The sequence below is a fragment of the Sphingomonas sp. R1 genome, assembly GCF_025960285.1.
Lineage (GTDB): Bacteria > Pseudomonadota > Alphaproteobacteria > Sphingomonadales > Sphingomonadaceae > Sphingomonas.
Map to the genome: position 1 here is coordinate 471,752 of NZ_CP110111.1, position 24,130 is coordinate 495,881.

Consider the following 24,130-nt stretch of genomic DNA (forward strand, 5'->3'; position numbering starts at 1 on the left):
GGCGACTTTCTTGTTTCGCTCTCAACCCTTCGCCTATAGCGTTACCAAGGGGGGAGGCAGTGCATGGGTCTGTTCGGGTTTCTGTCGAAGCAGTTCGTCGACGTGATCGACTGGGTCGACGAGCCCGGGACGCTTGCCGCGCGCCATCCGATGCAGGGGCGCGAGATCCAGACGGGCGCGCAGCTGACCGTGCGCGACGGGCAGATCGCGCTCTTCTATCGCGAGGGGCAGCTCGCCGACGCCTTCCATCCCGGCCTGCACAGGCTAGAGACCGGCAATTTGCCGGTGCTCAGCGCGTTGCTCAACTGGGACAAAGGGTTCGCGTCGCCCTTCAAGGCGGACGTGGTGTTCTTCAGCCAGAAGGAGCAGGCGGGGCTCAAATGGGGCACGGCGCAGCCGGTCACGGTGCGCGATCCCGAATTTGGCGCGGTGCGAGTGCGCGCCTTCGGCAGCTACAGCTTTCGCATCGAGCAGGTGCCCGCTTTCGCCGTCAAGCTGATGGGATCGCTCCAGCGGGTAACTGTCGCCGATGTCGAGCCGCAGCTGCGCGCCGCGATCGCCACCGCGATTGCATCCGCGATCGGCTTGGGGGAGATTGCGTTCGTCGATCTTGCGGGCAACCAGGCGGCCTTGTCCGAGCGGCTCAAGGCGGCGGTGGATCCTGCCTTCACCCAATGGGGCCTGGCCTGCACCAGCTTCTACATCGAGAGCCTGTCGCTGCCCGAAGCGGTGCAGGCGGCGGTAGACCAGGCCAGCGCGCCGGGCGACGCGAGCGCGCAGATCGAGAAGCTCCACCGGCTCCGGACGATCGGCGCGATCACACAGGAAGAGTTCGACGCCAAGAAGGCCGAACTGCTCGGCCGCATCCGCTGACTTTCCGATGAGCCTGCATCTGCCTTGCCCGAATTGCGGTGCGGACGTCGTGTTCCGCTCGGCGGCGCTGCCTGCCCGTGTGTGCGATACCTGCCACACCATGCTGGTGCGCAGCGATGCCGGCCTAGCGCAGTTCGGCATTGCTGCCGCGCTGCCGTTCGACGTGAGCCCGGTGCAGATCGGCATGCGCGGAATCGACGCGGGCCAGGCGTTCGAGGTGATCGGCCGGGTGCGCTGGAGCTGGACCGACGGCGCCTGGAACGAATGGCTGCTGCTGTTCGCCGACAACAGCACCGCTTGGCTGGGCGAGGCGATGGGCCAGTTCATGCTGCTGCGTGAAAGTCCCTTCGGCGAGGTCCGCTCGAAGACGCTGCGCGCCATCGCCAGTGGCGAGTGCGCACAGATCGGCCAGAAGGTGGAGTTGTTCGGCCGCAAGCTCGTCATCGCCGATGCGCGCCAGGCGCTGTGCATCACTGCCGAGGGCGAACTGCCCTTCGTCGCGCCGAGCGGTTGGCAGGTCTACAATGTCGATCTGCGCGGGCCGGACGGAGCGTGCGCCAGCCTGCAGCGCGACGGCAAGACGACAAGCTTCTACCAGGGCCGCTATGTGGCGCTCGCCGACCTCGCGCCGCGCGGCCTGCGTGCGATCGAAGGATGGGCGCTCCCCTATTATGCAGCCTGAAGCGCCCCTTTCCCCGCCGCCCGTACCTTCGGTGCGCGCACTGTCCTGCCCGAATTGCGGCGGCACAGTCGAGCTGCGCGCGGCTGGCTATACCGTGCATGTCGGTTGCCAATATTGCGGCTCGATCCTCGACACCACCGACGGGCTGGTGAAGCTGGTCACCCAGGCGCATGCCGCGCAGGTAACGCCCGACATCCCGCTCGGCACGCGCGGAACGCTGTTTGGGGTCGAGTGGGAGGCGATCGGCTATCTCGGGCGCTCGCAGGGCTATTACCGCTGGGACGAGTATCTGCTGTTCAATCCCTATCATGGCTATCGCTGGCTGGTGAACGCGCGCGGCGGCTGGAGCTTCGGAACGATGCTCACGCGCATGCCGACGATGCAGACCTTCAGCACCTTTGCGCTCGACGGAGCCAGCTATACGCGCTTCTCCCGTGGCGAGGCGCAGGTCGATCGGGTGATCGGCGAATTCTACTGGCGCGTCGCGATGGGCGAAACGGTGAAGACCGGCGACTGGGTGCGGCCGGGCTTCATGCTGTCGCGCGAGGCGAACGATCGCGAGATCAGCTGGACGATCAACCAGTGGCTGCCGGAAAGCGAGGTGATCGCTGCCTTCGGCGCCACGCGGTCCGGCAAGGTGTGGCCGCCGCTGCCGCACCAGCCCTCGCCTTGGGGTGCGTGGCTCGGCAAGGGTGAGCTGATCGGCGGACTCGCGATCGCCTTCCTGCTGGCCTTGTCGATGGTGCTCGGCGGGACGACCTGGATTGCCTCGCAAGCGCTGCCGGTCGCCGTCGACGGGCGCGAGCAGACCGCGACGATCGGGCCGCTGCATCTCAGCGGCCGCTACCAGCGGGTGCAGGTGCGCAGCACCGTACCGCGACTGGAAAATGGCTGGGTCGATCTCGATTACAGCCTGGTCGATCGGCGGACGCAGCAGCTATTCGCGGCCTCGGGTGCCGCCGAGCGCTACGAAGGCACCGATTCGGACGGCCCCTGGACCGAGGGATCGCGCGATTCCAACGTCTCGATCGCGGCCGTGCCGGCAGGCGACTATGATCTCGTCGTCGATTACAAGGGCAATCGTTGGAGCCAGAGCGGCACCTTCTATCCCGACGGCGGCTGGATGGAGCCCACCAATGCGCCCCAGATCGTCGTCGAGGTCGGTAGCGGCACGCTCTACGGCTCCAACCTGTTTCTTGCCGCGCTGATGATCCTGTTGCCCTGGCTGATCGGTCTGCTGCTCCACCTTCGTTTCGAAAAAGCGCGCAAGGGCGAGAGCGATTTCCAGCCGGCAGGCAGCGAAGGGAATGACGACTGATGGACCGCCGCAGCTTCCTCTACGCGCTCTGGTCGATCGGTATTCTCGGGCTGTTCCTCGCCGCGACGAGCTATGGCTGGTCGCCCTTCGCCGAGGGCGGCCGCACCGATAGCGCCGCCTATAGCAGCGGCGGCCATGGCGGGGACCATGCCGTGTTCTACGGCCCGCATCACAAATAGGAGGACGCACCATGGTCACTACCCTTCCCGCGCTGCTCGCGACGCTGCTCTATGCCGTTGTCGGCATCCTCGTTTTCGTGGTCGGCTTCGTCGTGCTCGACCTGCTGACCCCGGGAAAGCTGTGGGAAGAGATCCGCGACAAGCAGAATGTCGCCGTCGCGATCTTTTCCGGCGCGGTCGCGATCGGGCTCGCGATCATCGTTGCCGCCGCCATCCATGGCTGAAGGCGACCCCGCCGCCCCGAAGACCCGCGCGTCGGCACCCGCCGCCGCGCTGCTTGCCTCTGCCTTCGTCGTCTCCACCTGCGGGCTGATCTACGAGTTGCTGGCCAGCACGCTGGCCAGCTATCTGCTCGGCGACAGCGTCACCCAGTTCTCGACCGTGATCGGCACCTATCTGTTTGCAATGGGGCTGGGCAGCTGGTGCTCGCGCTATGTCACCCGCGACGAGCTGCGGCTGTTCATCCGGGTCGAGCTGCTGATCGCGGTGCTGGGCGGCGCTTCGGCGGCGGCGCTGTTCGTGCTGTTTCCGCTGGTCGAGCATTTCCGCGTTGCGCTGTACGGGCTGGTGCTCGGCATCGGCTTCCTCGTCGGGCTTGAGATCCCGCTGCTGATCCGCATCCTGCGCGGCTTCGATTTCCGCGAGACCGTGTCGAACGTGCTGACCTTCGACTATGTCGGCGCGCTGGTCGCCAGCCTGTTGTTTCCGCTGCTGCTGATGCCCCATCTCGGCATGATCCGCACCGGCTTTCTGTTCGGCATCCTCAACGCTGGCGTGGCGCTGGCGGTGCTGCTGGCGCTGCCCCGGGCGAGTCGGTTTCGCGGAGAGACCGTCTCGGCGGTACTCGTGCTGGTGGCGCTTGCTGCTGGGTTCGCCGCATCGGACCGGTTGCAGCGCTGGGCGGAAGTCGCCAGCTATGGCGAGCCGGTGATCTACGCGGTCAGCACCAAGTACCAGCGCATCGTCCTGACCCGACGCGAGGACGATCTGCGGCTCTACCTCAACGGCAACCTGCAATTCTCCTCGCGTGACGAGTATCGCTATCATGAGGCGCTGGTGCAGCCGGTGCTGGGACGGGTGGTGAAACCGCGCAACGTGCTGATCTTCGGCGGCGGGGACGGCCTCGCCGCGCGCGAGGTGCTGCGGCATCCCGAAGTGGAGCACCTGACGCTGGTCGATCTTGACGACGAGATGACGAGCCTGTTTTCCAAGACCGCGATGCTGACCGCGCTCAACAAGGGCGCGCTCACCGATCCTCGGATGACCGTGATCAACGCCGACGGCTTTCGCTGGGCGCGCGAGGCGGCCGCGACGCGCGCCGGATCGTTCGACGCGATCATCGTCGATTTCCCCGATCCGGTCGATTACTCGGTCGGCAAGCTCTATACCGAGACCTTCTACCGCGCCGTGCGCCGGCTGCTGGCGCCCACAGGTGCGATGGTGGTGCAGAGCACCTCGCCGCTGGTTGCGCCGATGGCCTATTGGACGGTGGCGACGACGCTGGAGGCGGCGGGCCTGCAGACGCGCGGCTATCATGTCTATGTGCCTAGCTTCGGCGAATGGGGTTTCGTACTTGCCGCCGCGCACCCGATCCCGACGTCGGCGCGGATTCCGGCGGGCGGGCGGTTTCTGACGCCCGCAGGCGACGCCGCGCTGTTCGACTTTCCGCCCGACATGGCGCGGCGGCCGACGCCGGTAAACCGGCTCGACAACCAGGTGCTGGTCCGTGAGTTCGCCGATGCCTGGAGCCGCTATGAAGGCTGACAGGCGGAGGGTGCTGGGGCTGGGGGCAGGGGCGGTCGCGATCGCCGGCGGTGGTTTGGCGGCGGCGCTGGACCATGGGCCTCTGCTGCCGCCGGGCGGGCTGGGCGGTGCCGATCTCGCGCGCGGGCATCGCCTGCGCGACGGCGGCTTCCCGCCACCCAGCCGCTTCGAGGAGGCCGATTTGGTTATCGCCGGTGGCGGCATCGCGGGCCTGTCTGCCGGCTGGCGGCTGCACGATGCCGGCTTCACCCGCTTTCGCCTGCTCGAGCTGGAGGATGCGGTGGGCGGCAACGCCCGGGGCGGCCGCAATGCGGTCTCCGCCTATCCGCTGGGGGCGCATTATCTGCCGGTGCCCAATCGCGAGGCCAAGGCGGTGCGGCATCTGCTCCGCCAGCTTGGCATCCTGGTCGGCGAGCGCGACGGCGTGCCGGTCTATGATCCCGAGCAGCTTTGCGCCGATCTGCAGGAACGGCTGTTCTGGCAGGGGCGCTGGCAGGAGGGGCTGGTGCCACGCACCGGCCTGAGCCCCCAGGACCGCGCCGACCTCGCTGCGTTCGAGAAGACGATGGCCGCTTATTCCGCGCGGATTGGCAGCGACGGCAAGCCGGCCTTCGCGGTGCCGCGGGCCTATAGCTCGAGCGACCCCGACCTGATCGCCCTGGACGGACTCGATTTCGCCAGCTGGCTTGACCGGCAGGGCTGGCATTCGCCGGTGCTGCGCGCCCATGTCCGGTACGCGATGCGCGACGATTACGGCACCGAGCCGCACGAAGTCTCGGCCTGGGCAGGCGTGCACTATTTTGCCGGGCGGCGCGGCTGGACCGTGGACGGCGCCGGCGACAACGAGCTCACCTGGCCCGAGGGCAATGCCCGGCTAGCGCGTAGGGTGGCGGGCTTCTTTGCCGACCACATCGCCCGCGGTCATATCGTTCACCAGGTCGCGCAGGAAGGAGAGACGGTGCTGGTCGACAGCTTCGACGTTGCCGCCGGCGCGACGGTGCGGACCCGCGCCCGCGCCTCGATCCTCGCCATGCCGCACTTCGTCGCCGCGCGGGTCTGCCCGGCAGTGATGGCAGACAAGACCTTCACCTACGCGCCCTGGCTGATCGCGAACGTCACCGTGGATCGCCTGCCGGGCGGCCGCGGGGTGCCGCTCGCCTGGGACAATGTGTCTAGCACCAGCGAGTCCCTCGGCTATGTCGTCGCGACGCACCAGGTGCCGGATGCGCATCCCGTGGCGACCGTGCTCACCTGGTACCTGCCGCTGTCGAACATGCCGCCGCCCGTGGCGCGACGCCTGCTGCTCGAACGTCCTGCCGACGAATGGAAACAGATGGTTCGCGACGACCTGCTCGCCATACACCCGGAGCTCGACGATGCGATCCGGCGCATCGATCTATGGCGCTGGGGACACGCGATGATCCGGCCGACCCCGGGCTTTCTGGGGCGTGGCGCTGCCGTCATGCCGAAGCCGCCGCTGTTCCTCGCCCATTCGGACCTGAGCGGCCTCTCGCTGTTCGAGGAAGCGCATTATCAGGGCGTCTCCGCAGCGGAGGGGGCGATGGCGCTGTTGGGGCATTCCTATGAGAGCCTGCTGTGATCGGGCATCACCTGATCGCCGATCTGACGAACGCGACGCGGCTCGCGGATACCGCCCATATCGAAGCGTGTCTGGTGGCAGCGGCGGCGGCGGCGGGGGCGATGCTGCTCGAAACGCGTCTGCACAGCTTCGGTGTCGGGCAGGGCGTCACGGGCGTGGCTCTGCTGGCCGAATCGCACATCTCGATCCACACTTGGCCGGAATATGGCACCGCCTGCGTGGACATCTTCCTGTGCGCGGCGACCCATGATCTCCAGGCCGGGCTCGACGCGATCGTGCTGCGGCTGGAAGCCAAGGTAGAGCGCTGCACGGTGATGGAGCGAACGTTTCAACGATAAGATGCTCGCCAGGCAGGCGGATGCCGAGCACCTTTCACCGTGGAGGTCTCGCGTTATCCGCACGATGAAGGGGTAAGTACGCGCGTCACGTTATGGTTGCGGCCCCGCGAGCGGAGGCGTCGGGCGCTGGTGACCAGGTTGGTGACGCAGTGCTGGCGGAGCAGCCACGCATTAAGGCTGTTCAGTGCTCACGGCTATTCAGCCGTGTCGCGCTGAAAGAATGCAAATCAGCCAGTTGTCCGGTTTTGGCGCGCCCGGCTGGATTCGAACCAGCGGCCCCAAGCTTAGAAGGCTCGTGCTCTATCCAACTGAGCTACGGGCGCGCGCGAAGGTGCCTTTAGGCGCAGATTGCGCGGCAGGCAAACGCCTCGCATAGTGCGACGCAATGAGCACGCCGCCACAGCCCGCGCACGTCACCGCCCGCAGCCTCGCCGGCGGTCATTTCCGTTATTTCGACTTCGTGATGGCCGCGTTCGTGGCGATCATCCTGCTGTCGAACGTGATCGGCGCGGGCAAGGTCGCGCAGATCTGGCTGCCGGGTGTCGGCTATTGGCCGTTCGGGGCGGGCATCCTGTTCTTCCCCATCTCCTACATCATCGGCGATGTCCTGACCGAGGTCTATGGCTACGCCCGCGCCCGGCGGGTGATCTGGGCGGGCACCGCGGCGGTGCTGTTCATGGCGTTCATGGCTTGGGTCGTGGTGAAGCTGCCGCCGGCGCCGGACTGGACGAACCAGGCGGCCTATGAAGTGATCTTTGGCCAGGTGCCACGCATCGTGTTCGCCTCCGTCGTCGCCTTCTGGGCGGGCGAGTTTGTCAATTCCTATGTGCTGGCGCGGATGAAGCTGTGGACTGGCGGGCGGATGCTGTGGACCCGCACCATCGGCTCGACGGTCGCGGGACAGGCGATGGACAGCCTGATCTTCTATCCGCTCGCCTTTCTGCGCGCCGAGGGCTGGACCGACGCCCTGGTGCTGAAGGTGCTGATCACGCAGTGGGTGCTGAAGGTCAGCTGGGAAGTGCTGTTGACGCCGCTGACCTATGTCGTGGTGGGCTTCCTCAAGCGCGCCGAAGGCGTCGACGTGTTCGACGAGGGGACCGACTTCACTCCCTTTGCGACGCGGGTGTGATCGGCGGTCGATCGCAAGCGGGGACCGCCGCGAAGGCCTGAAACCAAAACTTTCTGGCGTTCGCGGCAAATCCCCGCATGCTGGTGGGCAATCGGCTTCCAAGGATTCCCGTGCTCGCGATCAATCCGCTTTATTCCATTGCCGGGGTGCTCGTCGGGCTGCTGGTCGGCATGACCGGCGTCGGTGGCGGGTCGCTGATGACGCCGTTGCTGGTGCTTGCGTTCGGATTCCATCCGGCGACCGCGGTGGGTACCGACCTGCTTTACGCCTCCGCCACCAAGACAGTGGGGGCGGGGGTGCATGGCCTGCACGGCACGATCGACTGGAAGGTGGTGCGCCGGCTTGCCTATGGTAGTGTCCCGGCGACGATCCTTACGCTGCTGTTCCTCTCCAGCGCGCAGGAGCATGCCAAGAACAGCGGCGGGCTGATCACGCTGACGCTTGGCGTGGCCCTGGTGGTGACCGCGATCGCCACGTTTTTCCGTGCGCGCATGGTCACCTTCATGGCGCCGCGGTTCGAGCGTCTGGGGGAGCGGCGGATCGGCTATGTCACCGTGGCGCTCGGCGGGCTGCTCGGGCTCCTGGTGTCGCTAACTTCCGTAGGGGCCGGAGCGCTGGGGATGACCGCCTTGCTGATGCTCTATCCGCACCAGCAGGTGAACAGGCTGGTCGGATCGGACATCGCGCATGCGGTGCCGCTGACGCTGCTCGCCGGGTTCGGGCACTGGATGCTGGGGTCGGTGAACGGCGCGCTGCTCGTGTCGCTGCTCGTCGGATCGGTGCCGGGGATCATCCTGGGTAGTCTGCTGGCGACGCGCACGTCGGACAAGGTGCTGGTGCCGATCCTTGCCGCAACGCTTGCCGTCGTCGGGCTGAAGATGCTGTTCTGATCGGGTCGCCGCGGTCGGGCGACCGCGGCGTTATGAACGAGGGTGGCCGCGGTCAGGCGACCGCGGCGTTGTGAACGAGGGTGGCCGCGGTCAGGCGACCGCGGCGAGCAGCCCTTCGAACAGCCGGCGGCCGTCATCGCCGCCATGTGCGGCTTCGATCTTGCGCTCCGGGTGCGGCATCATGCCGAGCACGTTGCCGGCGGCATTCATCACCCCGGCGATGTTGCGCGCCGAGCCGTTGATGTCCTGCGCGTAGCGGAACGCCACCCGGCCTTCGCCTTCGAGGCGGTCCAGCGTCTCGGCATCGGCGAAGTAATTGCCGTCATGATGCGCCACGGGGATCGAGAGGGTCTCGCCCGCCTGATAGGCGCTGGTGAAGATCGACTGGCTGTTCTCTACCGTCAGCGGTACGTCGCGGCAGACAAAGTCGAGCCCGGCGTTGCGCATCAGCGCACCCGGCAGCAGCCCGGTCTCGGTGAGGACCTGGAAGCCGTTGCAGATGCCGATCACCGGCGTGCCGCGATTGGCGGCTTCGATCACCGCCTGCACCACGGGCGAGCGTGCCGCGATGGCGCCGCAACGAAGATAGTCGCCATAGGAGAAGCCGCCGGGCAGGGCGATCAGGCCCAGGCCCTCGGGCAGTTCGCTGTCGCCGTGCCACACCATGTGCGGCTTGGTGCCGGTCACGCTCTCCAGCGCGACCGCGATGTCGCGATCGCAGTTGGAGCCGGGGAAGACGATGACCGCGGTCTTCACAGCGTCTCAACCCGGTAGTTCTCGATTACCGTGTTGGCGAGCAGCTTGCGGCACATCTCGTCGATCGCTGCGTCGCTCGTCGAGTCGGCGACCTCCAGCTCGAAGATCTTGCCGGCGCGGACATCCTCGACGCCCTCGAAGCCGAGGCCGCCAAGCGCGTTCTGAATGGCCTTGCCCTGCGGATCGAGCACGCCGTTCTTCAAGGTGACGATGATGCGGAGTTTCATGGGCGCGCCTATGACGCGGGCGGGCAAAAGTCGCAATCGGAAATCGTGGGGAAGCGCCTCCTCCGCCGCGAAGCGGGGGAGGGGGACCGCCGTCGCATGCGGAGGTGGAGGGGGGAACGACAAAGGACCCCGCACGCTGCGAGGCCCCTCCACCATTCGCTTCGCGAACGGTCCCCATCCCCGGAGCCATGCTCCGGGGGAGGAAACGGTATCTTACTTGCCCCGCTTCTTGCGGTGCGTCTCGAGGTCGAGCACGTCCGAGGCGTCGCCCTCCGGGAACAGGCCGAGGCGGCGCGCCACTTCCTGATAGGCCTCGACTTCGCCGCCCAGGTCGCGACGGAACCGGTCCTTGTCGAGCTTCTCGCCGGTGGTGATGTCCCAAAGGCGGCAGCCATCGGGGCTGATCTCATCCGCCAGGATGATCCGGGGATACTCGTTTTCCCAGATCCGGCCGAACTCGAGCTTGAAGTCGACCAGACGGATGCCGATGCCGGCGAACAGGCCCGACAGGAAGTCGTTCACGCGGATGGCCATGTCGGCCATGTCGTGCAGCTCTTCCTGGCCGGCCCAGCCGAACGCCAGGATATGCTCGTCTGTGACCATCGGGTCGCCGAGCGCGTCGTCCTTGTAATAATATTCGACAATCGTGCGGGGCAGCGGCGTGCCTTCCTCGATGCCGAGCTTCTTCGCCAGCGAGCCGGCGACGACGTTGCGCACCACGACCTCGATCGGCACGATCTCGACCTGGCGGATCAGCTGCTCGCGCATGTTGAGGCGGCGGATGAAGTGGGTCGGAATGCCGATACCGCCGAGCAGCGTGAAGACATGCTCGCTGATGCGGTTGTTGAGCACGCCCTTGCCGTTGATCGTGCCCTTCTTCTGGGCATTGAAGGCGGTTGCGTCGTCCTTGAAATACTGGATCAGCGTGCCGGGCTCCGGACCCTCATAGAGAATCTTAGCCTTGCCTTCGTAGATTTGCCGGCGGCGTGCCATGTCGGCCTAGTCCCTTGGAAATGCGTTGCCCCGGCTCCACGGGATTTCTCCGCGTGACCGCCGGGGCTGGAAGGCCTCGCCCTATACCGCAAGGGGGGCGAGGGTGCAATGCGGCGTGGATCCCAAAGCGGGCGCGCGTGTCAGGCCGCGCGGTTGCGTCGGCGGAGCAATGTGGCCACCGCCACGCCGGCGCCGAACACCGCGCCCCAGGGCAGCAGGTAGATCGCCAGCGAGAGCAGCAGCTGCATGCCCCAGACGAAGCTGGAGGCCGAGCCCTGCACCGCCTCGCCCAGCGCCGCGCCGACGCTGGCGCCCGAGGCCGGGGCGGCGAGCGGCTCATAGTGGATTTCCACCTCGGCCATGGCGACGCGGCCCTGCAGCTCGCGCTGCCAGGCCCGAGCCTTGTCGAGTTCCTCCTGTGCGGCGGCGACATTGCGTTCGGCCTCGATCAGTTCGGGCACCGTGCCCTTGCGCGTCCGCAGCGTTTCGGTGAGGCGGGCGACCAGCAGTTCGCGCTGGTGGATCCGCGCGGCGGTGTCGGTCAGGTCCTTCGACACATCGTCGCCGCCGACATTGGTGCTGAGCGCGCGGCCGCCCGCGGCGGTCACCTGGCGTGTTGCCTCGCCGGTGAAATAGGTGGCGTCAGCGCTGGCGACGCGCAGCTTCAGCTCGGCGCTGCCGGCGCGGCCCTCGGCATCGTCCCTGGTCAGCGACAGCAGCTGGCAGCGGGCGGGTCCGAGCCGGTCGCACAGCGCGCGATGCGCCTCCTGCGTCTCGGCGAGACGCGCATCCGGCAGCAGGAAGCGCAGCGAATAGTGATATGCGAGTTGGGGCAGGGTGACCTTGAGCGGCTCGGCGCCAGGCTTGGCGGGCGCCTCGGCGGCTACGGTCTCGCCCTGCTGGGCGGAGCCGCCGTCATTGCTGGAGCAGGCCGCGAGCAGCGCGGCGGAACCAAGCACGAGAAATTTGCGCATCGACATCCCCTCAAGGGTGCCCGGTCTGGGCACGCGCAAATCCCATCATTGAGGTAGGACAAAGTCAAGACACATTTTCGCCGCAATTGAGGCGAGATTGTGTCGGTGTCGCCTGGATGCGCAAATTCCCGGATCTCCGCCAATGCGGTGCCCATCGTCCTAAAATGGGAAGAGCATGGCTAGCGATGGGACAGATACATGACGCGCTTGGGCAAGGCGGCGCTGGTGGGGCTGGACCATAGCCCGGAGGCGGGGGTTCTGCCGTTCACCGCGCAGGTGGCTGCCGGGACGCGCCCCGATACGCGGTCGGCGCGCTGGCGGCATCTCGCCTTTTACAATTATGCCTATAACTACATTTTCTGGCTGCGAACCAAATCGAACGATCCCGTTCGGCTGCGCCGATTGGCGCGGATCGAGCGTTTACTGCGTACGCCCTTCGCCCGAGTTGGCCGCACGGCGCGGGCCGCCGAGTTCCGCGACCTCGATCTCCACTTCGCCGAAAAGATGCTCGATCCTGCCCTGGTCGACCAGATGGCCGCCGCAATGTTCGCGCCGCAGCCGTTCAGCGATCCCTATCTGCCAGGGTTCGAGCATGTCGGCGCGCCGGAGGCGACGGACCATCCGTTTCTGTACATGGATCCGCAGCGGCTGTTCAGCGATCCTGCTTTCCTGGAGATCTGCGCCAATCCGGACCTGATCGCCTTTTGCCGGGAGGCAATCGGGCCGCGCGCGGCGCTCAGTTGGGCTTGGGCCTGGATATCGCAACCTGTGGGCTTCGCCTATCAGAACCAGAACTGGCATCGCGACTGTGTCGAACCGCTCAACTTCATCCGGGTGTTCGTGCCGCTCTCACCGATCGCGACACGCGACGACGGCCCGCTGGAGCTGATCCCCGGCACGTCCGGCCTGCGCGCCTTTGTGGAGCCCAAGCGGTTTCGGGACGAGGACCTGGCGTCGCTCAAGCAGGAACAGGGCGCGGGCGTGGTGCTGGCGGAGAAGGGCGACGTGTATTTCGTCAACACCTTCGCACTGCATCGGGGTACGCCGCCGCTCCAGCGCCGGGGCATGCTGTCGCTGCTGGTCTCGGTTGGGCCGTCGCATCGTACGCCGATGATCCGCAAGCTGAAGCTGCGCGAGGTGCCCGAGCATCTGCGACCGTTGATCGCAAGGAATCACAGCTTCTTCCGCCACCTGATCGGCTGAGAGCGAAACAATTCGGATCAAAGGGGGAACGCCCTTGGCGTTTGCCCCTGCGGCCTGCTATCCCATCCGGCGATGAGCCTCGACACCGACGTTTCCGAACCCTCCGGCGCCTCCGACGTCCCCTTCGACAGCGCACTTTCCGAGCGCTATCTCGTCTATGCGCTGTCGACGATCACCGCGCGCTCGCTGCCGGATGTGCGCGACGGGCTGAAGCCGGTGCATCGCCGGCTGCTGTGGGCGATGCGGCTGCTGCGGCTCGATCCGGCGAGCGGCTACAAGAAGTGCGCGCGCGTCGTCGGCGACGTGATCGGTAAGTACCACCCGCATGGCGACGCCTCGGTCTATGACGCGATGGTGCGCTTGGCGCAGACCTTTGCGCTGCGCTATCCGCTGGTCGACGGACAGGGCAATTTCGGCAATATCGACGGCGATAACGCGGCGGCCTATCGCTACACCGAGGCCCGGCTGACCCAGGTCGCGATCGACCTGATGGACGGCCTCGACGAGAATGCCGTCGATTTCCGCCCGACCTATAATGGCGAGGACGAGGAGCCGGAGCTGTTCCCCGGCCTGTTCCCGAACCTGCTCGCCAATGGTGCGGCGGGCATCGCCGTCGGCATGGCGACCAGCATCCCGCCGCATAATGCCGCCGAGCTGATGCAGGCTGCGGTCGCGCTGATCGACAATCCGCAGGCGAACGTGCTGGATTTCGTGAAGGGCCCGGACTTCCCGACCGGCGGCATCGCCGTCGACAGTCCCGCCGCGATTGCCGAGGCCTATGCCACCGGCCGGGGCAGCTTCCGCGTCCGCGCCAAGATCGAGAAGGTGACCGAGAAGGGCGGCGGCTGGCACCTTGTCGTCAGCGAGATCCCCTACGGTGTGCAGAAGGGCAAGCTGATCGAGGGCATCGCCGCGCTGGTCAACGACAAGAAGCTGCCGATCCTGGGCGATGTGCGCGACGAATCGGCCGAGGACATCCGCATCGTCCTCGAACCGCGCAGCCGCACCGTCGACGCCGAAACGCTGATGGACAGCCTCTATCGCCTGTCCGACCTCGAAGTCCGCGTGCCGCTCAACCTCAACGTGCTCGACAAGAACCGCACGCCGCGGGTGATGAGCCTCGCCGAGGCGCTGGCCGGCTGGCTGGAGCACCAGTTCGTGGTCCTGCAGCGCAAGTCGCAGCATCGGCTGGAGAAGATTGCCGACCGGCTGGAGCTGCTGCGCGGCTATATCACCGCCTATCTCAACCTCGACCGGGTGATCGAGATCATCCGCACCGAGGACGAGCCCAAGCCGATCATGATGGCGGAGTTCAGCCTCACCGATCGCCAGGCCGAGGCGATCCTCAACATGCGGCTGCGCTCCCTGCGCAAGCTGGAGGAGATGGAACTCCGCCGCGAGCAGGAAAAGCTGGAGAAGGAGCAGGCCGAGCTGGAGACTCTGCTCGGCTCCGAGGCCCGCCAGCGCACCTGGATGAAGCGCGCGCTCGGCAAGATGATCACGCGCTATGGGCTGGAGACGCCGCTCGGCGCCCGGCGCACCGCGATCATCGAGATGGCGCCCGCCCGCGAGATTCCCTTGGAAGCGATGATCGAGCGCGAGCCGATCACCGTCATCCTCTCGCAGCGCGGCTGGATCCGCGCGATGAAGGGGCATGTCGAGGATCTCGGCGGCGAGGCGCTGAAGTTCAAGGAAGGCGATGGGCCCTTCCTCGCCTTCCACGCCCAGACCACCGACAAGCTGCTGCTCGCGGCCGATAATGGCCGCTTCTACACGCTGGGGGCGGACAAGCTGCCCGGCGGCCGCGGCTTCGGCGAGCCGGTGCGGCTGCTGATCGATCTGGAAGCGGAGCGGCACATCGTCACGCTGCTTCCCGCCAGCGCCGCACCCAAGCTGCTGGTGGCGGCGAGCGATGGCCGCGGCTTCATCGTGAGCAGCCAGGAAGTGATCGCCGAAACCCGCAAGGGCAAGCAGGTGGTCACGCCGCGCCCTGGCGCGCATCTCAAGCTCGTTCGCCCGATCGGGCCGGAGGATGATTTCGTCGCGGCGGTTGGCGACAACCGCAAGATGCTGATCTTCCCGCTTTCCGAAGTCGCCGAGATGACGCGCGGGCAGGGCGTGCAGCTGCAGCGCTACCGCGATGGCGGCCTGTCGGACGTGATCACCTTCAAGCTTGCCGACGGCCTGCGCTGGCGGATGGGCGGCGAGCAGGGCCGCTATCGTACCGAGCCGGACATGATGCCGTGGCGCGCCGCACGTGGTGCCGCGGGCCGCATGCCACCCACGGGTTTTCCGCGGGATAACCGTTTCTAACCGGCAAAAACCTGTACGCTCGGACAGGGTCTTCAGAGCCCTTTAACCACTTGGCGGCTAGACCGGCAGGGATGGCGTTTCGAAGGGTCCGGGCTCTGAGTATGCGTACCGTGGAGCTCGCTCCGCCGGTCCGCGAGGCCGTGTCGGCGGTGCCGGCGGACCTGGACTCGATGCTGGAGCTGCTGCCGGTACCGGCCGCGGTGATCGAAATCGCCGACGGCCGCTACGCCTTCGCCGCCACCAACGCGCCGTTTCGCGTCGCCGGACTGGGCCTCGTCGCGTCGGAATCGCCCGTCGTCCAGCTGCTCGGGCCGCGAATCGGCCAGTTTCTCGCCTCGGACCTGCTGCAGGAAGAGATCGCCTGGCGCTTCGGCAGTGAAGTGGATAGCCGCCACTTTCGCGCCGTGCTCGCTCGCCGCACCGCGCAGGAACGGCATTGCCTGATCACGCTGCTCGACCAGACCTCGGAACTTCGCACCGAGCAGAGCCTGCGCCGCGAAATGGCGACCGACAGCCTCACCGGGCTGCCCAACCGCGCCGGCTTCTCGGACGAGCTGGAAAACCGGATCGCACCCGGGCAGGCGACGGGGTTCGGGGTGCTGGTGATCAATCTCGATCGCTTCAGCCGCGTGAACGCGTGCATGGGCGCACTCGCGGGTGACGAACTGCTCATTTCCGTCGCGCGCCGCATCAAGGGTGCGCTGCGTGGTCGCGACATCCTCGCGCGAATTGGCGGCGACGAATTTGGCGTGTTGATGACGCTGGAAGAAGGACCCGACGATGCGGTGCAGGTCGCCCGGCGCGTGCATGCGGCGCTGACCAACCCCTTCCGCCTCTCAAACTTCGAGATCCGCATCGATTGTTCGATCGGCATCGCGCTCGGCGCCGATATCGAGGGGGATCCCGAGGATCTCGTCCGCAACGCCCAGCTGGCGGTGCGCCGCGCAAAGAAGAGCGGGCGCACCGAATTCTATCACACCCGCGCCTTCGATCTGGCGCGCGAACAGTTCGCGATCGAGACCGAACTGCGCCGCGCGATCGAGAATGGCCGCATGTCGCTCGCCTTTCAGCCGATCTGCGACCTGAGCACCGGCCGGATCACCTCCTTCGAAGCGCTGGCGCGCTGGACCAACGAACACGGCATCGCGATCTCGCCCAACGACTTCATACCCGTGGCGGAGGAGTCCGGGCTGATCGTGCCGCTCGGCCGCTGGGCGATGGAGGAGGCGGCGCGCACGCTTGCCGAATGGGATGTGCGTGCAGGCGGCAATTGTGGGGTGAAGATCGCAGTCAACCTCTCCGCGATCCAGCTGCAGCGAGACCAGATCGGCGCGATGGTGAAGGCGGCACTCGACCGGCACGCGATGCCGGGCTCGCGTTTCACCCTGGAACTGACCGAAAGCGCGATCGTCAGCGATCCGGATCGTATCGCGCAGACAATGACAGCGCTGAAGGACCTTGGCACCACGCTGGCCATGGACGATTTCGGCACCGGCTATTCGAACCTGGCCTATCTGCAGAAGCTGCCCATCGACGTGCTCAAGATCGATCGCAGCTTCGTGACCGGCATGCTCGCCGATCGCGACAAGATCGCGATCATCCGCGCCATCCTAAGCCTTGCCTCGGCGCTGGGGATGCAGACCACCGCCGAGGGCATTGAAACGCCCGAACTGGCCCAGACCTTGGCCGCTCTGGGTTGCACCTACGGCCAGGGCTACCATTATTCGCGTCCGGTGGCGGGGGATGCCGCGTTCGGACTGATCGGCGCGGCGATCGCCTGAGCGACCACGGCATCGGCGATGGCGTCGACGCGGTCGCTGTCGGGAAAGCGCTCGGCGATCCACTGGTCCTCGATACGGTGCAGCGCCCGCGCCACGTCCGGTCCCTTGGCAAGGCCGCGGGCGACCAGCGCGCCACCGGTGAGCGGCAGGCGGGGAATATCCCAGCCCACGAGCTGCTCCCACCCGGCGACCAGCGTGGGCGCATCGTCCTCGGCGAGCAGCAGGCGATCCTCGGCGGATTCGCGGCCGATTCGGTAGGCCAGGGCCCGCGGCTCTCCGGTCCCATCGCCGGCGCTGGCCAGCATCAACCGCTTGCGCTGAGCATTGGACAGCTTGAGCCGGGCACCGATCAGATCTGCCTGTGCCGGATCGGTGGCGAGCAGTGCGGCAAGGCGACGGATCGGATCGGGCACGGCACCGACCAGCGCCTCGCGCTCGACCGACCGGGCAAGCGCCGCCCAGCCGGTGACTTCCGGCAGCACCGGATCGAAGATGCCATGCACGCACATCAGCTGGACGACTTCCACGGCGCCGGGCGCGACAAGCAGCTTGAGCAGCTCGTCCCGGATGCGTTCGCGGCTGAGCGCCATCAGGTCGCGCGCGCGCGCCGTGCAGGCTGCCAGTCCCTCGGCATCCGGTGCATCGCCGAAACGTGCGAGGAAGCGGAAGAAGCGGAGGATCCGCAGATGGTCCTCGGCAATCCGGCGCAGCGGATCCCCGATGAAGCGCACCCGCCGCGCCGCGAGATCGTCTAGTCCCCCGAAATAGTCGAACAGTGCGCCGGTTCTGGGATCGGCATAAAGCGCGTTGATCGTGAAATCGCGGCGGGCGGCATCCTCGCGCCAGTCATCGGTGAACGCCACGGTGGCGTGCCGTCCATCGGTCGAGACGTCGCGGCGGAGCGTCGTCGCTTCCACCGGGCCACTGTCCAGGACGGCCGTGACGGTGCCGTGCTGAAGCCCGGTCGGTACCACGCGGATGCCGGCGGCGCGCAGCCGCTCCATCACCGCGTCGGGGTCGAGGGTTGTGGCAAGATCGATATCGGCGACCGGGATGCCGAGCAGCGTGTCGCGCACCGCGCCGCCCACGAAGCGGCACAGTCCTTCGCCTGCACCCAGCGCCTCGGTCAGGGCCTCAAGCCCAGGCCGCTCGCGCCAGTCGGCGGCGGGCAGCGTCAGTTGGGCCATGCCATGCGCCGCGACAGGTTCACCAGCATCGCCGCCGTCGCGCCCCAAATTCGATACTCTTTCCACATGATCTCGTAATAATGGCGCTCATGGCCCTGATAGAGCGCGTGTTTCTTTACATGATTCCGCTCGTCGAGGAGGAAGTCCAATGGAACCTCGAACACCGCTTCCACCTCCGCCTCGGCGGGCACCAGCGGTACGTCCCCGGGGATGACGGCGATGACCGGCGTGACCTCGTACCCGGTGACCGTTCGATAGCGCTCGACCGTGCCGACGACGTCGACCAGGTGCCGGGGCAGGGCAATCTCTTCCTCCGCCTCGCGCAGCGCCGCGTCCACCGCATCGGCGTCTCCCGGATCGATGCGTCCACCCGGAAAGGCGATCTGCCCGGCGTGACGCCGCAGATTGGCGTTGCGGCGGGTCAGCAGCACGCCGGGCTCGGCGCGCTCGGTGACCGCCACCAGCACGGCGGCGGCGCTCGGAACCTGGGCGGGGTCGAAAAAGGCGTGGTCGCCGGGCAGCAGGGTCGTTGCGTGCGCCGGACGGCTGGCCAGCGCGCGGCGCAACCGCTCGGCAAGCCTCATTCGGCCGGCTCTAGCGGAAAGAAGGTGCCCTGGCTCCAGAGACCGGGCACTGCGCCTTCCTCCGCAAGTGCGAGCTGGGCGAGTTCGTAGTAGACACTGCGCGCGACCAGCGCGTCGAGGCCGTTGCGAACCGCGAGATAGGGGTGGGGGCCGTCCTCGCGCTGCTCGACGCGCAAGGGATGCTCCGCCCCGGCGAGAACCACATCGCCGGTGTTCAGCCGGAACGCGAGCCGCATCGCCGCGCCCTGGCCCTCCGCTTTCACCTCGATCGCGACGAAGGGCGCATCCTCCACCGCGATGTCGAGCTTCTCGACCGGGGTGACGAGGACGAAGCGGCCGTCCGGCTCGCGGCGGAGGATGGTCGAGAACAGCCGTACCATGGCCGGGCGGCTGATCGGGGACCCCTGATGATACCAGGTCCCGTCACGGGCGATGCGCATCTCGCTGTCGCCGCAATGCTGCGGGTTCCAGCTTTCTACCGGCGGCAGGCGATCGGCCTCGGCGAGCTTGGCGATCTCGGCGAGCGACAGGCTGGCGAAGTCCGGGGGCGGCGTGTTGGGCATGGGACGTTCCTTAGCGCGCGCCGGCGCGATGTCGAACCCTTGTCGTTCAGGCGACCTTGCGCAGCCGCGGGACCAGCATGCCCGAACAATTGGGCACTGCCGCCCCGCGCGCGAGCAGCCGCTGCGACTCGAACGGGCCGGGCAGCCGCCACCGCCCGGTGCGGCTCGCATCGAATGCGAAAAACCGCCCGTAATATTCGGGATCGCCGATCAACATCAGCGCTTCCGCACCCGGCAGTGCACTGACGTCGGCTGCGTCGAGTGTTTCCTGCATTAAGCGCCGCCCGATGCCGCCCTGCTGCAGCGAGGGATCCACCGCTACCGGACCCACCATGACCAGCGGGACGAGCGGGCCCGAGTCGCTCGCCAGCGCGACGGGCCAGCTCTGGATCGTGCCCGCCAGCTTGCCATCCGCGGTCAATGCCGCGAAACTGAACGGGCGAATCGGCTGCGTCCCCTGCCGCACGCGATAGGCGGTACGCTGATGCCGGCCTGGTCCGAAGGCGCGATCGAGGAGCGCCTCGACGGCCTGCGGATCCACCGCATCCAGCGCAACTGTTTGTATCACCGCAAATCCTTCGTGCCGCCACTCGGCCCCATGCCGAAAGGCGCGCGCCTTAGCGGCATGGCAGCGGGGTGCAAGCGCGAATTGCTACGTAGCCGGGTGCAGGAACTGCACGGGCTTTTCCCGGCGGCGCTATCTGCTATGGCGCGCGCCTATTTTGGCGACGAAAGGCCGTTTGATTGCCCGATCTATTGCAGCTGCAGGTGCTTGACCTCGAGGTGCAGCTCCTCACCGGGGTCTACTCGGAAGAGACCCATCTGCCGCAGCCGCTGCGCATCTCCGTCACTGCGGATCTGGATCTGCCAGAGCAATTTGCGCCGGATACCCCGCTCAGAGCCTCCAAAAGCTATATGGACCTCAAGCACGCGGCGACGGACGCGCTGCCCAAGGACGTACATTTCACGCTGATCGAGGCTGTTGCAGACCATATCTGCCAGACCGTCTTCATCTCCGATTCGCGCGTTCGCCGGGTTGAGGTGCGGATCGTGAAGCTTGCGATCGCCGAGGCCGAGGAGTCGATCGGCATCACCCTGGTGCGCCACCGGCGCTGATCGGCCGGCGGCGGGGAAGGGCCTTCAGGCGCAGGGCCCCAGATCGCGCAGGACGACCTGATAATCCTGCCGCACCGCGTCGGCATTGTCGGGGGTCTCGGCGCTCATCGCCTCTGCCGGCAGCGCCTTGGGCAGGCCGCAGGCAAGCCGGTACCAGGCCAGCGTGTCGCGCTTGGGCTGGCCGGCGCTGTCGTCGACGATATCGCCCAGCGATACCGCCCAACGCGTCCGTTCGCCGGGGCGGCGCAGGATCTGCAGCGAGATCGGCGCGCCGTTGGCAGTCTTCAGGAAAATCTGGCTCTCGCCTTCCCCGGGGAGCGCGCCGGGCACATGAAACGCGTTGCCGATCCCGGTGATCGCGGGCGGCGCATCTGCCGCCAGCAGTTCGCGGGTGATCCGGCGCGTCAGCGCGTCCAGCTCGGGCGACCAGGCATATTGGCCGTCCACCCCGGCAAGCTGCACCTCGCCGGGCCTGCCGGTGACCGGCCTGGCGAACAGGAGCACGCGCTGCTTCTTGAGCTTGGGCACCTTGCCGCGAGAATCGAGCGGAACGTCTGCCAGGTAGGAAATCTGCGTCGGCAACGCGCTGCTACCGCGAATCAGTGCCAGAACCTCGGCCTGGACGTAGAGGCGGGCCCGTCCGGCGGTCAGTCCGGGCGCGGCATTATCCTTGATGCGGATCAAGTCGGCGATGCGCGCGTCGATCACCAGCGGCGCGCTCACAATCGCCGTGGCGACGGTGGCATAACTGGGTAAGCCACTTTGCGGTTCTTGGCGGATTTGCGCGCTTTGTGGCGCGGGTTGCGCAAGTGCCGGAAATGCCGCAGCGCAACAAAACAGCAGGGGGATGGCGTGTTTCATGCCGCCGCCGGTACCGGATTGTGCCGATCTTATACAGAAATAATTCTGCCATGGGCGCGTTGTACGACCAATTCGTCCGACAAAGAGTTTGCGTCGTCGGAAGGCCCACGATACAGACTCGGTGCTCTCGCCATCAGGGGCGCAGTGCGACCCGAGGCGAGCGGACTTGTGCGCGGCTGCCAGCCGGCCAGGGTCGCAAGCAGGATTAGAGGGAGTGACGTTGCCGAATGGCTTACGCTGACCGGAATGTAAGTGGCAGTCGTGTGGTAGCGATCGTAATCGTCGCTATCATCGTGGCTGGCATGGGTTATGCCTTCGTCACAGGTCTGGCATACCAATATATCAAGAAGAAGGCGGAAGAGCTGAAGACCTTCGAGGTCGAAGAGCCGCCGCCCCCGCCGGAGGAGATTCCGCCGCCGCCGCCGCCACCGGACTCGCCGGTGCCGCCGCCCCCGACCCAGGTCGTGGTGCCGCCGGCCATCGTGCAGACCGTGTCGCCTGCGCCGCCGATCCCCACCACGCCCATCATCCCCCCGCCGCCGCCGATCACGCCGCCTGCGCCTCCCGCGCCGGCTGCTCCCCCGGCGCCTCCGGCTCCGCCGCGTATCGCGAAGGGCCTGAAGCCGCGTACGCCTCCGGGCTCGTGGGTTACGGACGACGACTATCCGGCCGCCGCCTCGCGCGCTGGCGACGAGGGCACCGTTGCCTTCCGTCTGGACGTCGACGGTTCGGGCAAGGTGACGAACTGCACCATCACGTCGTCCAGCGGTTCCTCGCTGCTCGACAGCACGGCCTGCAACCTGTTGCGGCGCCGCGCTCGCTTCGATCCGGCTCAGGATGCGGAAGGGAACAAGATTCCCGCGCCGTATATGGGCCGCTTCACCTGGCGGTTGCAGAAGTAACTCTCCGGTTTCCGGTCCGCCGGGCGTGGCGGACCGGCTCGCGCAAGAAGCTATCTTTTAGAGGAAAGACCCAAAATGCTCACGACCATTCTCGCTGCCGGTGCCGCCGCAGCTAAGGGCGGCGAAAGCCCCTACGGCCTTCAGCAGGCGCTCAAGGAAGGCGGCCTGATCTCGCAGTCGGTGTTCACCATCCTGGTGCTCATGCTCTTCGTGTCGCTGTACATCCTCTTCACCAAGGTGTTCGAGCAGCAGAAGATCATCAACCAGTCGAAGCGCGTCCGCGCGACCTTCTGGAGCGCCACCAGCCTGCGTGAAGGCGCCGCCAAGCTCGAGAAGAACTCGGCCTATCGCCAGATCGTCGACGACGGCATCGAAGCCCAGGAGCAGTACAAGCTGCTGACCGATCCGGTCGAAGCGCATGACTGGCTGCACGGCTCGCTGGCCCGTTCGGAAGGTTCGATCAACTCGGCGCTGGGCGGCGGTCTCGCCTTCCTCGCGACCGTTGGTGCGACCTCGCCGTTCATCGGTCTGTTCGGTACGGTTATCGGCATCTACCGCGCGCTCATCAAGATCGGCTCGGCCGGTCAGGCTTCGATCGACGCCGTCGCCGGCCCGGTCGGTGAAGCGCTCATCATGACCGCACTCGGCCTCGTCGTCGCCGTGCCGGCCGTGCTCGCCTTCAACTTCCTGCAGCGTCGCAACAAGGCGATCGCCGAGAACCTGAACGCGTTCTCGAACGACGTCCTCGGCTACCTGGCCTCGGACGGCCGCGTGAAGCCGGCGACTGCCGCTGCCGCGAAGAAGCCGGTTGCTGCCGCTGCGCCGAAGCCGGCCACCACGACCGGCGGCACCACGACCCGCTCGTAAGATCAAGGCGCAGGGCAGCGCCGCCGCGCTGCCCTGCCGCCGGATCCCGATCCGGCGCACAAGAGGATAGGATAACGCCCAATGGCGATTAGCACAGGCAGCGGTGGCGACGACGCGCCGATGTCGGACATCAACACCACGCCCCTCGTGGACGTGATGCTGGTTCTCCTGATCATCTTCCTCATCGCCGTTCCCGTTGTGGTCCAGACGATCGACCTCGCGTTGCCGAAGGTGCAGTTCGAACCGACCACCACCAAGCCCGAGAACGTTTCGCTCTCGGTCAAGGGCGGGCCGGACGGCTGTGAGATCTACTGGGGCCTGACCCGGGTCAATCACACCGAGCTGCTCGACCGTGCGGTCGTGAAGCTGAAGGCCGAGATCGACCGCCAGGGTGGCCCGAATGCCGCTGGTCTCGAACTTCCCGAAGTTCACATCCGCGGTGACGTGAACACGCCCTATCGCTGCATCGGCGGCACCATCTACACGATGCAGATGGCGGGTTTCGTGAAGGTCGGCTTCATCTCGGAACCGGAGCCCGGTTCGGGCACCACCCGGCTCTGATCGGCCTCGCTTAAGGAGTTACGACAATGGCAATGAGCGCAGGCCGTGATGACGGCGAGCCGATGATGGACATGAACACGACGCCGCTGATCGACGTCATGCTCGTGCTCCTCATCATGTTCATCATCACCATTCCGGTCCAGACGCATGCGGTGAAGGTTGACCTGCCGCAGCCGAGCCCGAACAGCGCGCCGCCCGTCGAGCCGACCAAGAACAAGGTCTATATCGACGCGCAGGGCCAGGTGTTCTGGAACAGCATGCCGATCAACGACGTGATGTTGCGCCAGTATCTGGACGCGTCGCTGCAGCTGTCGCCGGAGCCCGAGCTGCACTTCCAGCCGGATCCGCAGGCACGCTACGACGTGGTCGACCGCGTGCTGGCGATCATCAAGCGTGCGAATGTGACGAAGCTGGGGTTCATCGGCAACGAACAGTATCGCAACGACTTCTGATCTTCGGATCGGTCGGA

General features: G+C 66.8%; 27 protein-coding genes and 1 tRNA gene. 18 read left to right on the plus strand and 10 right to left on the minus strand.

Annotated elements, in window-relative coordinates:
* Positions 1-63 precede the first annotated feature (63 nt).
* The 8 genes from OIM94_RS02270 to speD are packed head-to-tail and all read left to right on the plus strand — an operon-like array spanning position 64 to position 6,754.
* Positions 64-873 (plus strand): SPFH domain-containing protein, encoded by an 810-nt coding sequence (locus OIM94_RS02270; protein ID WP_264608516.1) that lies wholly within the window; start codon positions 64-66, stop codon positions 871-873.
* A 7-nt stretch (positions 874-880) separates the two neighbouring features.
* Positions 881-1,555, plus strand: a complete 675-nt coding sequence (locus OIM94_RS02275; RefSeq protein WP_264608517.1) for a DUF4178 domain-containing protein — start codon at positions 881-883, stop codon at positions 1,553-1,555.
* A gap of 31 nt (positions 1,556-1,586) precedes the next feature.
* Positions 1,587-2,873: a DUF4178 domain-containing protein gene (locus tag OIM94_RS02280; protein WP_264608518.1), complete on the plus strand. Its 1,287-nt coding sequence runs from the start codon at positions 1,587-1,589 to the stop codon at positions 2,871-2,873.
* Positions 2,873-3,052 carry a hypothetical protein gene (locus tag OIM94_RS02285; protein WP_264608519.1) on the plus strand — a complete coding sequence of 60 codons (180 nt, stop codon included), beginning with the start codon at positions 2,873-2,875 and terminating at the stop codon, positions 3,050-3,052. Before OIM94_RS02280 ends, OIM94_RS02285 begins: the two co-directional genes overlap by 1 nt.
* A gap of 11 nt (positions 3,053-3,063) precedes the next feature.
* Complete coding sequence (locus OIM94_RS02290) at positions 3,064-3,276, plus strand: DUF350 domain-containing protein (protein WP_084584334.1); 213 nt, start codon at positions 3,064-3,066, stop codon at positions 3,274-3,276.
* Complete coding sequence (locus tag OIM94_RS02295) at positions 3,269-4,816, plus strand: polyamine aminopropyltransferase (RefSeq protein WP_264608520.1); 1,548 nt, start codon at positions 3,269-3,271, stop codon at positions 4,814-4,816. Before OIM94_RS02290 ends, OIM94_RS02295 begins: the two co-directional genes overlap by 8 nt.
* Positions 4,806-6,416: an FAD-dependent oxidoreductase gene (locus OIM94_RS02300; RefSeq protein ID WP_264608521.1), complete on the plus strand. Its 1,611-nt coding sequence runs from the start codon at positions 4,806-4,808 to the stop codon at positions 6,414-6,416. The genes OIM94_RS02295 and OIM94_RS02300 overlap by 11 nt, the downstream gene beginning before the upstream one ends.
* Positions 6,413-6,754, plus strand: coding sequence for an adenosylmethionine decarboxylase (speD, locus tag OIM94_RS02305; RefSeq protein ID WP_264608522.1), 342 nt, complete (start codon positions 6,413-6,415; stop codon positions 6,752-6,754). Before OIM94_RS02300 ends, speD begins: the two co-directional genes overlap by 4 nt.
* Before the next feature lie 246 nt (positions 6,755-7,000).
* On the opposite strand, the gene OIM94_RS02310 is transcribed toward speD, so the two are convergent.
* Positions 7,001-7,077 (minus strand) — tRNA-Arg (locus OIM94_RS02310).
* Between the two features lie 62 nt (positions 7,078-7,139).
* Here OIM94_RS02310 and OIM94_RS02315 point away from each other — a divergent pair.
* Together OIM94_RS02315 and OIM94_RS02320 are read left to right on the plus strand one after the other, a co-directional pair.
* On the plus strand, positions 7,140-7,883 hold the full coding sequence (locus tag OIM94_RS02315; RefSeq protein ID WP_264608523.1) for a queuosine precursor transporter: 744 nt from the start codon (positions 7,140-7,142) through the stop codon (positions 7,881-7,883).
* A gap of 77 nt (positions 7,884-7,960) precedes the next feature.
* Positions 7,961-8,773, plus strand: coding sequence for a sulfite exporter TauE/SafE family protein (locus tag OIM94_RS02320; protein WP_413716372.1), 813 nt, complete (start codon positions 7,961-7,963; stop codon positions 8,771-8,773).
* 90 nt (positions 8,774-8,863) lie between these two features.
* On the opposite strand, the gene purQ is transcribed toward OIM94_RS02320, so the two are convergent.
* The 4 genes from purQ to OIM94_RS02340 form a co-directional block, all read right to left on the minus strand.
* Positions 8,864-9,529: a phosphoribosylformylglycinamidine synthase subunit PurQ gene (gene purQ / locus OIM94_RS02325; RefSeq protein WP_264608525.1), complete on the minus strand. Its 666-nt coding sequence runs from the start codon at positions 9,527-9,529 to the stop codon at positions 8,864-8,866.
* Positions 9,526-9,756, minus strand: a complete 231-nt coding sequence (gene purS / locus OIM94_RS02330) for a phosphoribosylformylglycinamidine synthase subunit PurS (protein ID WP_066716929.1) — start codon at positions 9,754-9,756, stop codon at positions 9,526-9,528. The genes purQ and purS overlap by 4 nt, the downstream gene beginning before the upstream one ends.
* A gap of 213 nt (positions 9,757-9,969) precedes the next feature.
* A complete protein-coding gene (gene purC / locus OIM94_RS02335) occupies positions 9,970-10,749 on the minus strand; it encodes a phosphoribosylaminoimidazolesuccinocarboxamide synthase (protein WP_264608526.1) in 780 nt (259 codons plus the stop codon).
* Positions 10,750-10,889: 140 nt separating this feature from the next.
* A complete protein-coding gene (locus tag OIM94_RS02340) occupies positions 10,890-11,723 on the minus strand; it encodes a DUF4349 domain-containing protein (RefSeq protein WP_264608527.1) in 834 nt (277 codons plus the stop codon).
* Positions 11,724-11,921: 198 nt separating this feature from the next.
* Between OIM94_RS02340 and OIM94_RS02345 the strand changes: the two genes are divergently transcribed.
* The 3 genes from OIM94_RS02345 to OIM94_RS02355 all read left to right on the plus strand — a co-directional run bounded on the left by OIM94_RS02345 (position 11,922) and on the right by OIM94_RS02355 (position 17,020).
* On the plus strand, positions 11,922-12,926 hold the full coding sequence (locus OIM94_RS02345) for a hypothetical protein (protein WP_264608528.1): 1,005 nt from the start codon (positions 11,922-11,924) through the stop codon (positions 12,924-12,926).
* Between the two features lie 72 nt (positions 12,927-12,998).
* The gene (gene parC, locus OIM94_RS02350; protein WP_264608529.1) at positions 12,999-15,239 is read left to right on the plus strand and encodes a DNA topoisomerase IV subunit A; all 2,241 of its coding nucleotides are present in this window, start codon (positions 12,999-13,001) and stop codon (positions 15,237-15,239) included.
* Positions 15,240-15,340: 101 nt separating this feature from the next.
* Positions 15,341-17,020 (plus strand): putative bifunctional diguanylate cyclase/phosphodiesterase, encoded by a 1,680-nt coding sequence (locus OIM94_RS02355; protein WP_264608530.1) that lies wholly within the window; start codon positions 15,341-15,343, stop codon positions 17,018-17,020.
* Here OIM94_RS02355 and OIM94_RS02360 read toward each other — a convergent pair.
* Genes OIM94_RS02360 through OIM94_RS02375 form a run of 4 tightly spaced genes read right to left on the minus strand, consistent with a single transcriptional unit; the run spans position 16,960 to position 19,922 of the window.
* A complete protein-coding gene (locus OIM94_RS02360) occupies positions 16,960-18,207 on the minus strand; it encodes a CCA tRNA nucleotidyltransferase (RefSeq protein ID WP_264608531.1) in 1,248 nt (415 codons plus the stop codon). The two genes, OIM94_RS02355 and OIM94_RS02360, sit on opposite strands and share 61 nt — an antisense overlap.
* Entirely contained in the window at positions 18,195-18,791 is a 597-nt protein-coding gene (locus tag OIM94_RS02365; RefSeq protein WP_264608532.1) for a CoA pyrophosphatase, read from the minus strand. Before OIM94_RS02365 ends, OIM94_RS02360 begins: the two co-directional genes overlap by 13 nt.
* Positions 18,788-19,354 carry a DUF1285 domain-containing protein gene (locus OIM94_RS02370; protein ID WP_264608533.1) on the minus strand — a complete coding sequence of 189 codons (567 nt, stop codon included), beginning with the start codon at positions 19,352-19,354 and terminating at the stop codon, positions 18,788-18,790. Before OIM94_RS02370 ends, OIM94_RS02365 begins: the two co-directional genes overlap by 4 nt.
* A 46-nt stretch (positions 19,355-19,400) precedes the next feature.
* Positions 19,401-19,922, minus strand: coding sequence for a GNAT family N-acetyltransferase (locus OIM94_RS02375; protein WP_264608534.1), 522 nt, complete (start codon positions 19,920-19,922; stop codon positions 19,401-19,403).
* A 176-nt stretch (positions 19,923-20,098) separates the two neighbouring features.
* On the opposite strand from OIM94_RS02375, the gene OIM94_RS02380 reads away from it, so the two are divergent.
* A complete protein-coding gene (locus OIM94_RS02380) occupies positions 20,099-20,470 on the plus strand; it encodes a dihydroneopterin aldolase (RefSeq protein ID WP_264608535.1) in 372 nt (123 codons plus the stop codon).
* A 24-nt stretch (positions 20,471-20,494) separates the two neighbouring features.
* Here OIM94_RS02380 and OIM94_RS02385 read toward each other — a convergent pair whose 3' ends face one another.
* Positions 20,495-21,193 carry a hypothetical protein gene (locus tag OIM94_RS02385; RefSeq protein WP_264608536.1) on the minus strand — a complete coding sequence of 233 codons (699 nt, stop codon included), beginning with the start codon at positions 21,191-21,193 and terminating at the stop codon, positions 20,495-20,497.
* A gap of 365 nt (positions 21,194-21,558) precedes the next feature.
* On the opposite strand from OIM94_RS02385, the gene OIM94_RS02390 reads away from it, so the two are divergent.
* From OIM94_RS02390 to OIM94_RS02405, 4 genes are all read left to right on the plus strand, one after another.
* Complete coding sequence (locus tag OIM94_RS02390; RefSeq protein WP_264608537.1) at positions 21,559-22,233, plus strand: energy transducer TonB; 675 nt, start codon at positions 21,559-21,561, stop codon at positions 22,231-22,233.
* A 75-nt stretch (positions 22,234-22,308) separates the two neighbouring features.
* Positions 22,309-23,100: a MotA/TolQ/ExbB proton channel family protein gene (locus OIM94_RS02395; RefSeq protein ID WP_264608538.1), complete on the plus strand. Its 792-nt coding sequence runs from the start codon at positions 22,309-22,311 to the stop codon at positions 23,098-23,100.
* 81 nt (positions 23,101-23,181) lie between these two features.
* On the plus strand, positions 23,182-23,661 hold the full coding sequence (locus OIM94_RS02400; protein WP_264608539.1) for an ExbD/TolR family protein: 480 nt from the start codon (positions 23,182-23,184) through the stop codon (positions 23,659-23,661).
* A 26-nt stretch (positions 23,662-23,687) separates the two neighbouring features.
* Positions 23,688-24,113, plus strand: coding sequence for an ExbD/TolR family protein (locus OIM94_RS02405; protein WP_264608540.1), 426 nt, complete (start codon positions 23,688-23,690; stop codon positions 24,111-24,113).
* Positions 24,114-24,130 lie beyond the last annotated feature (17 nt).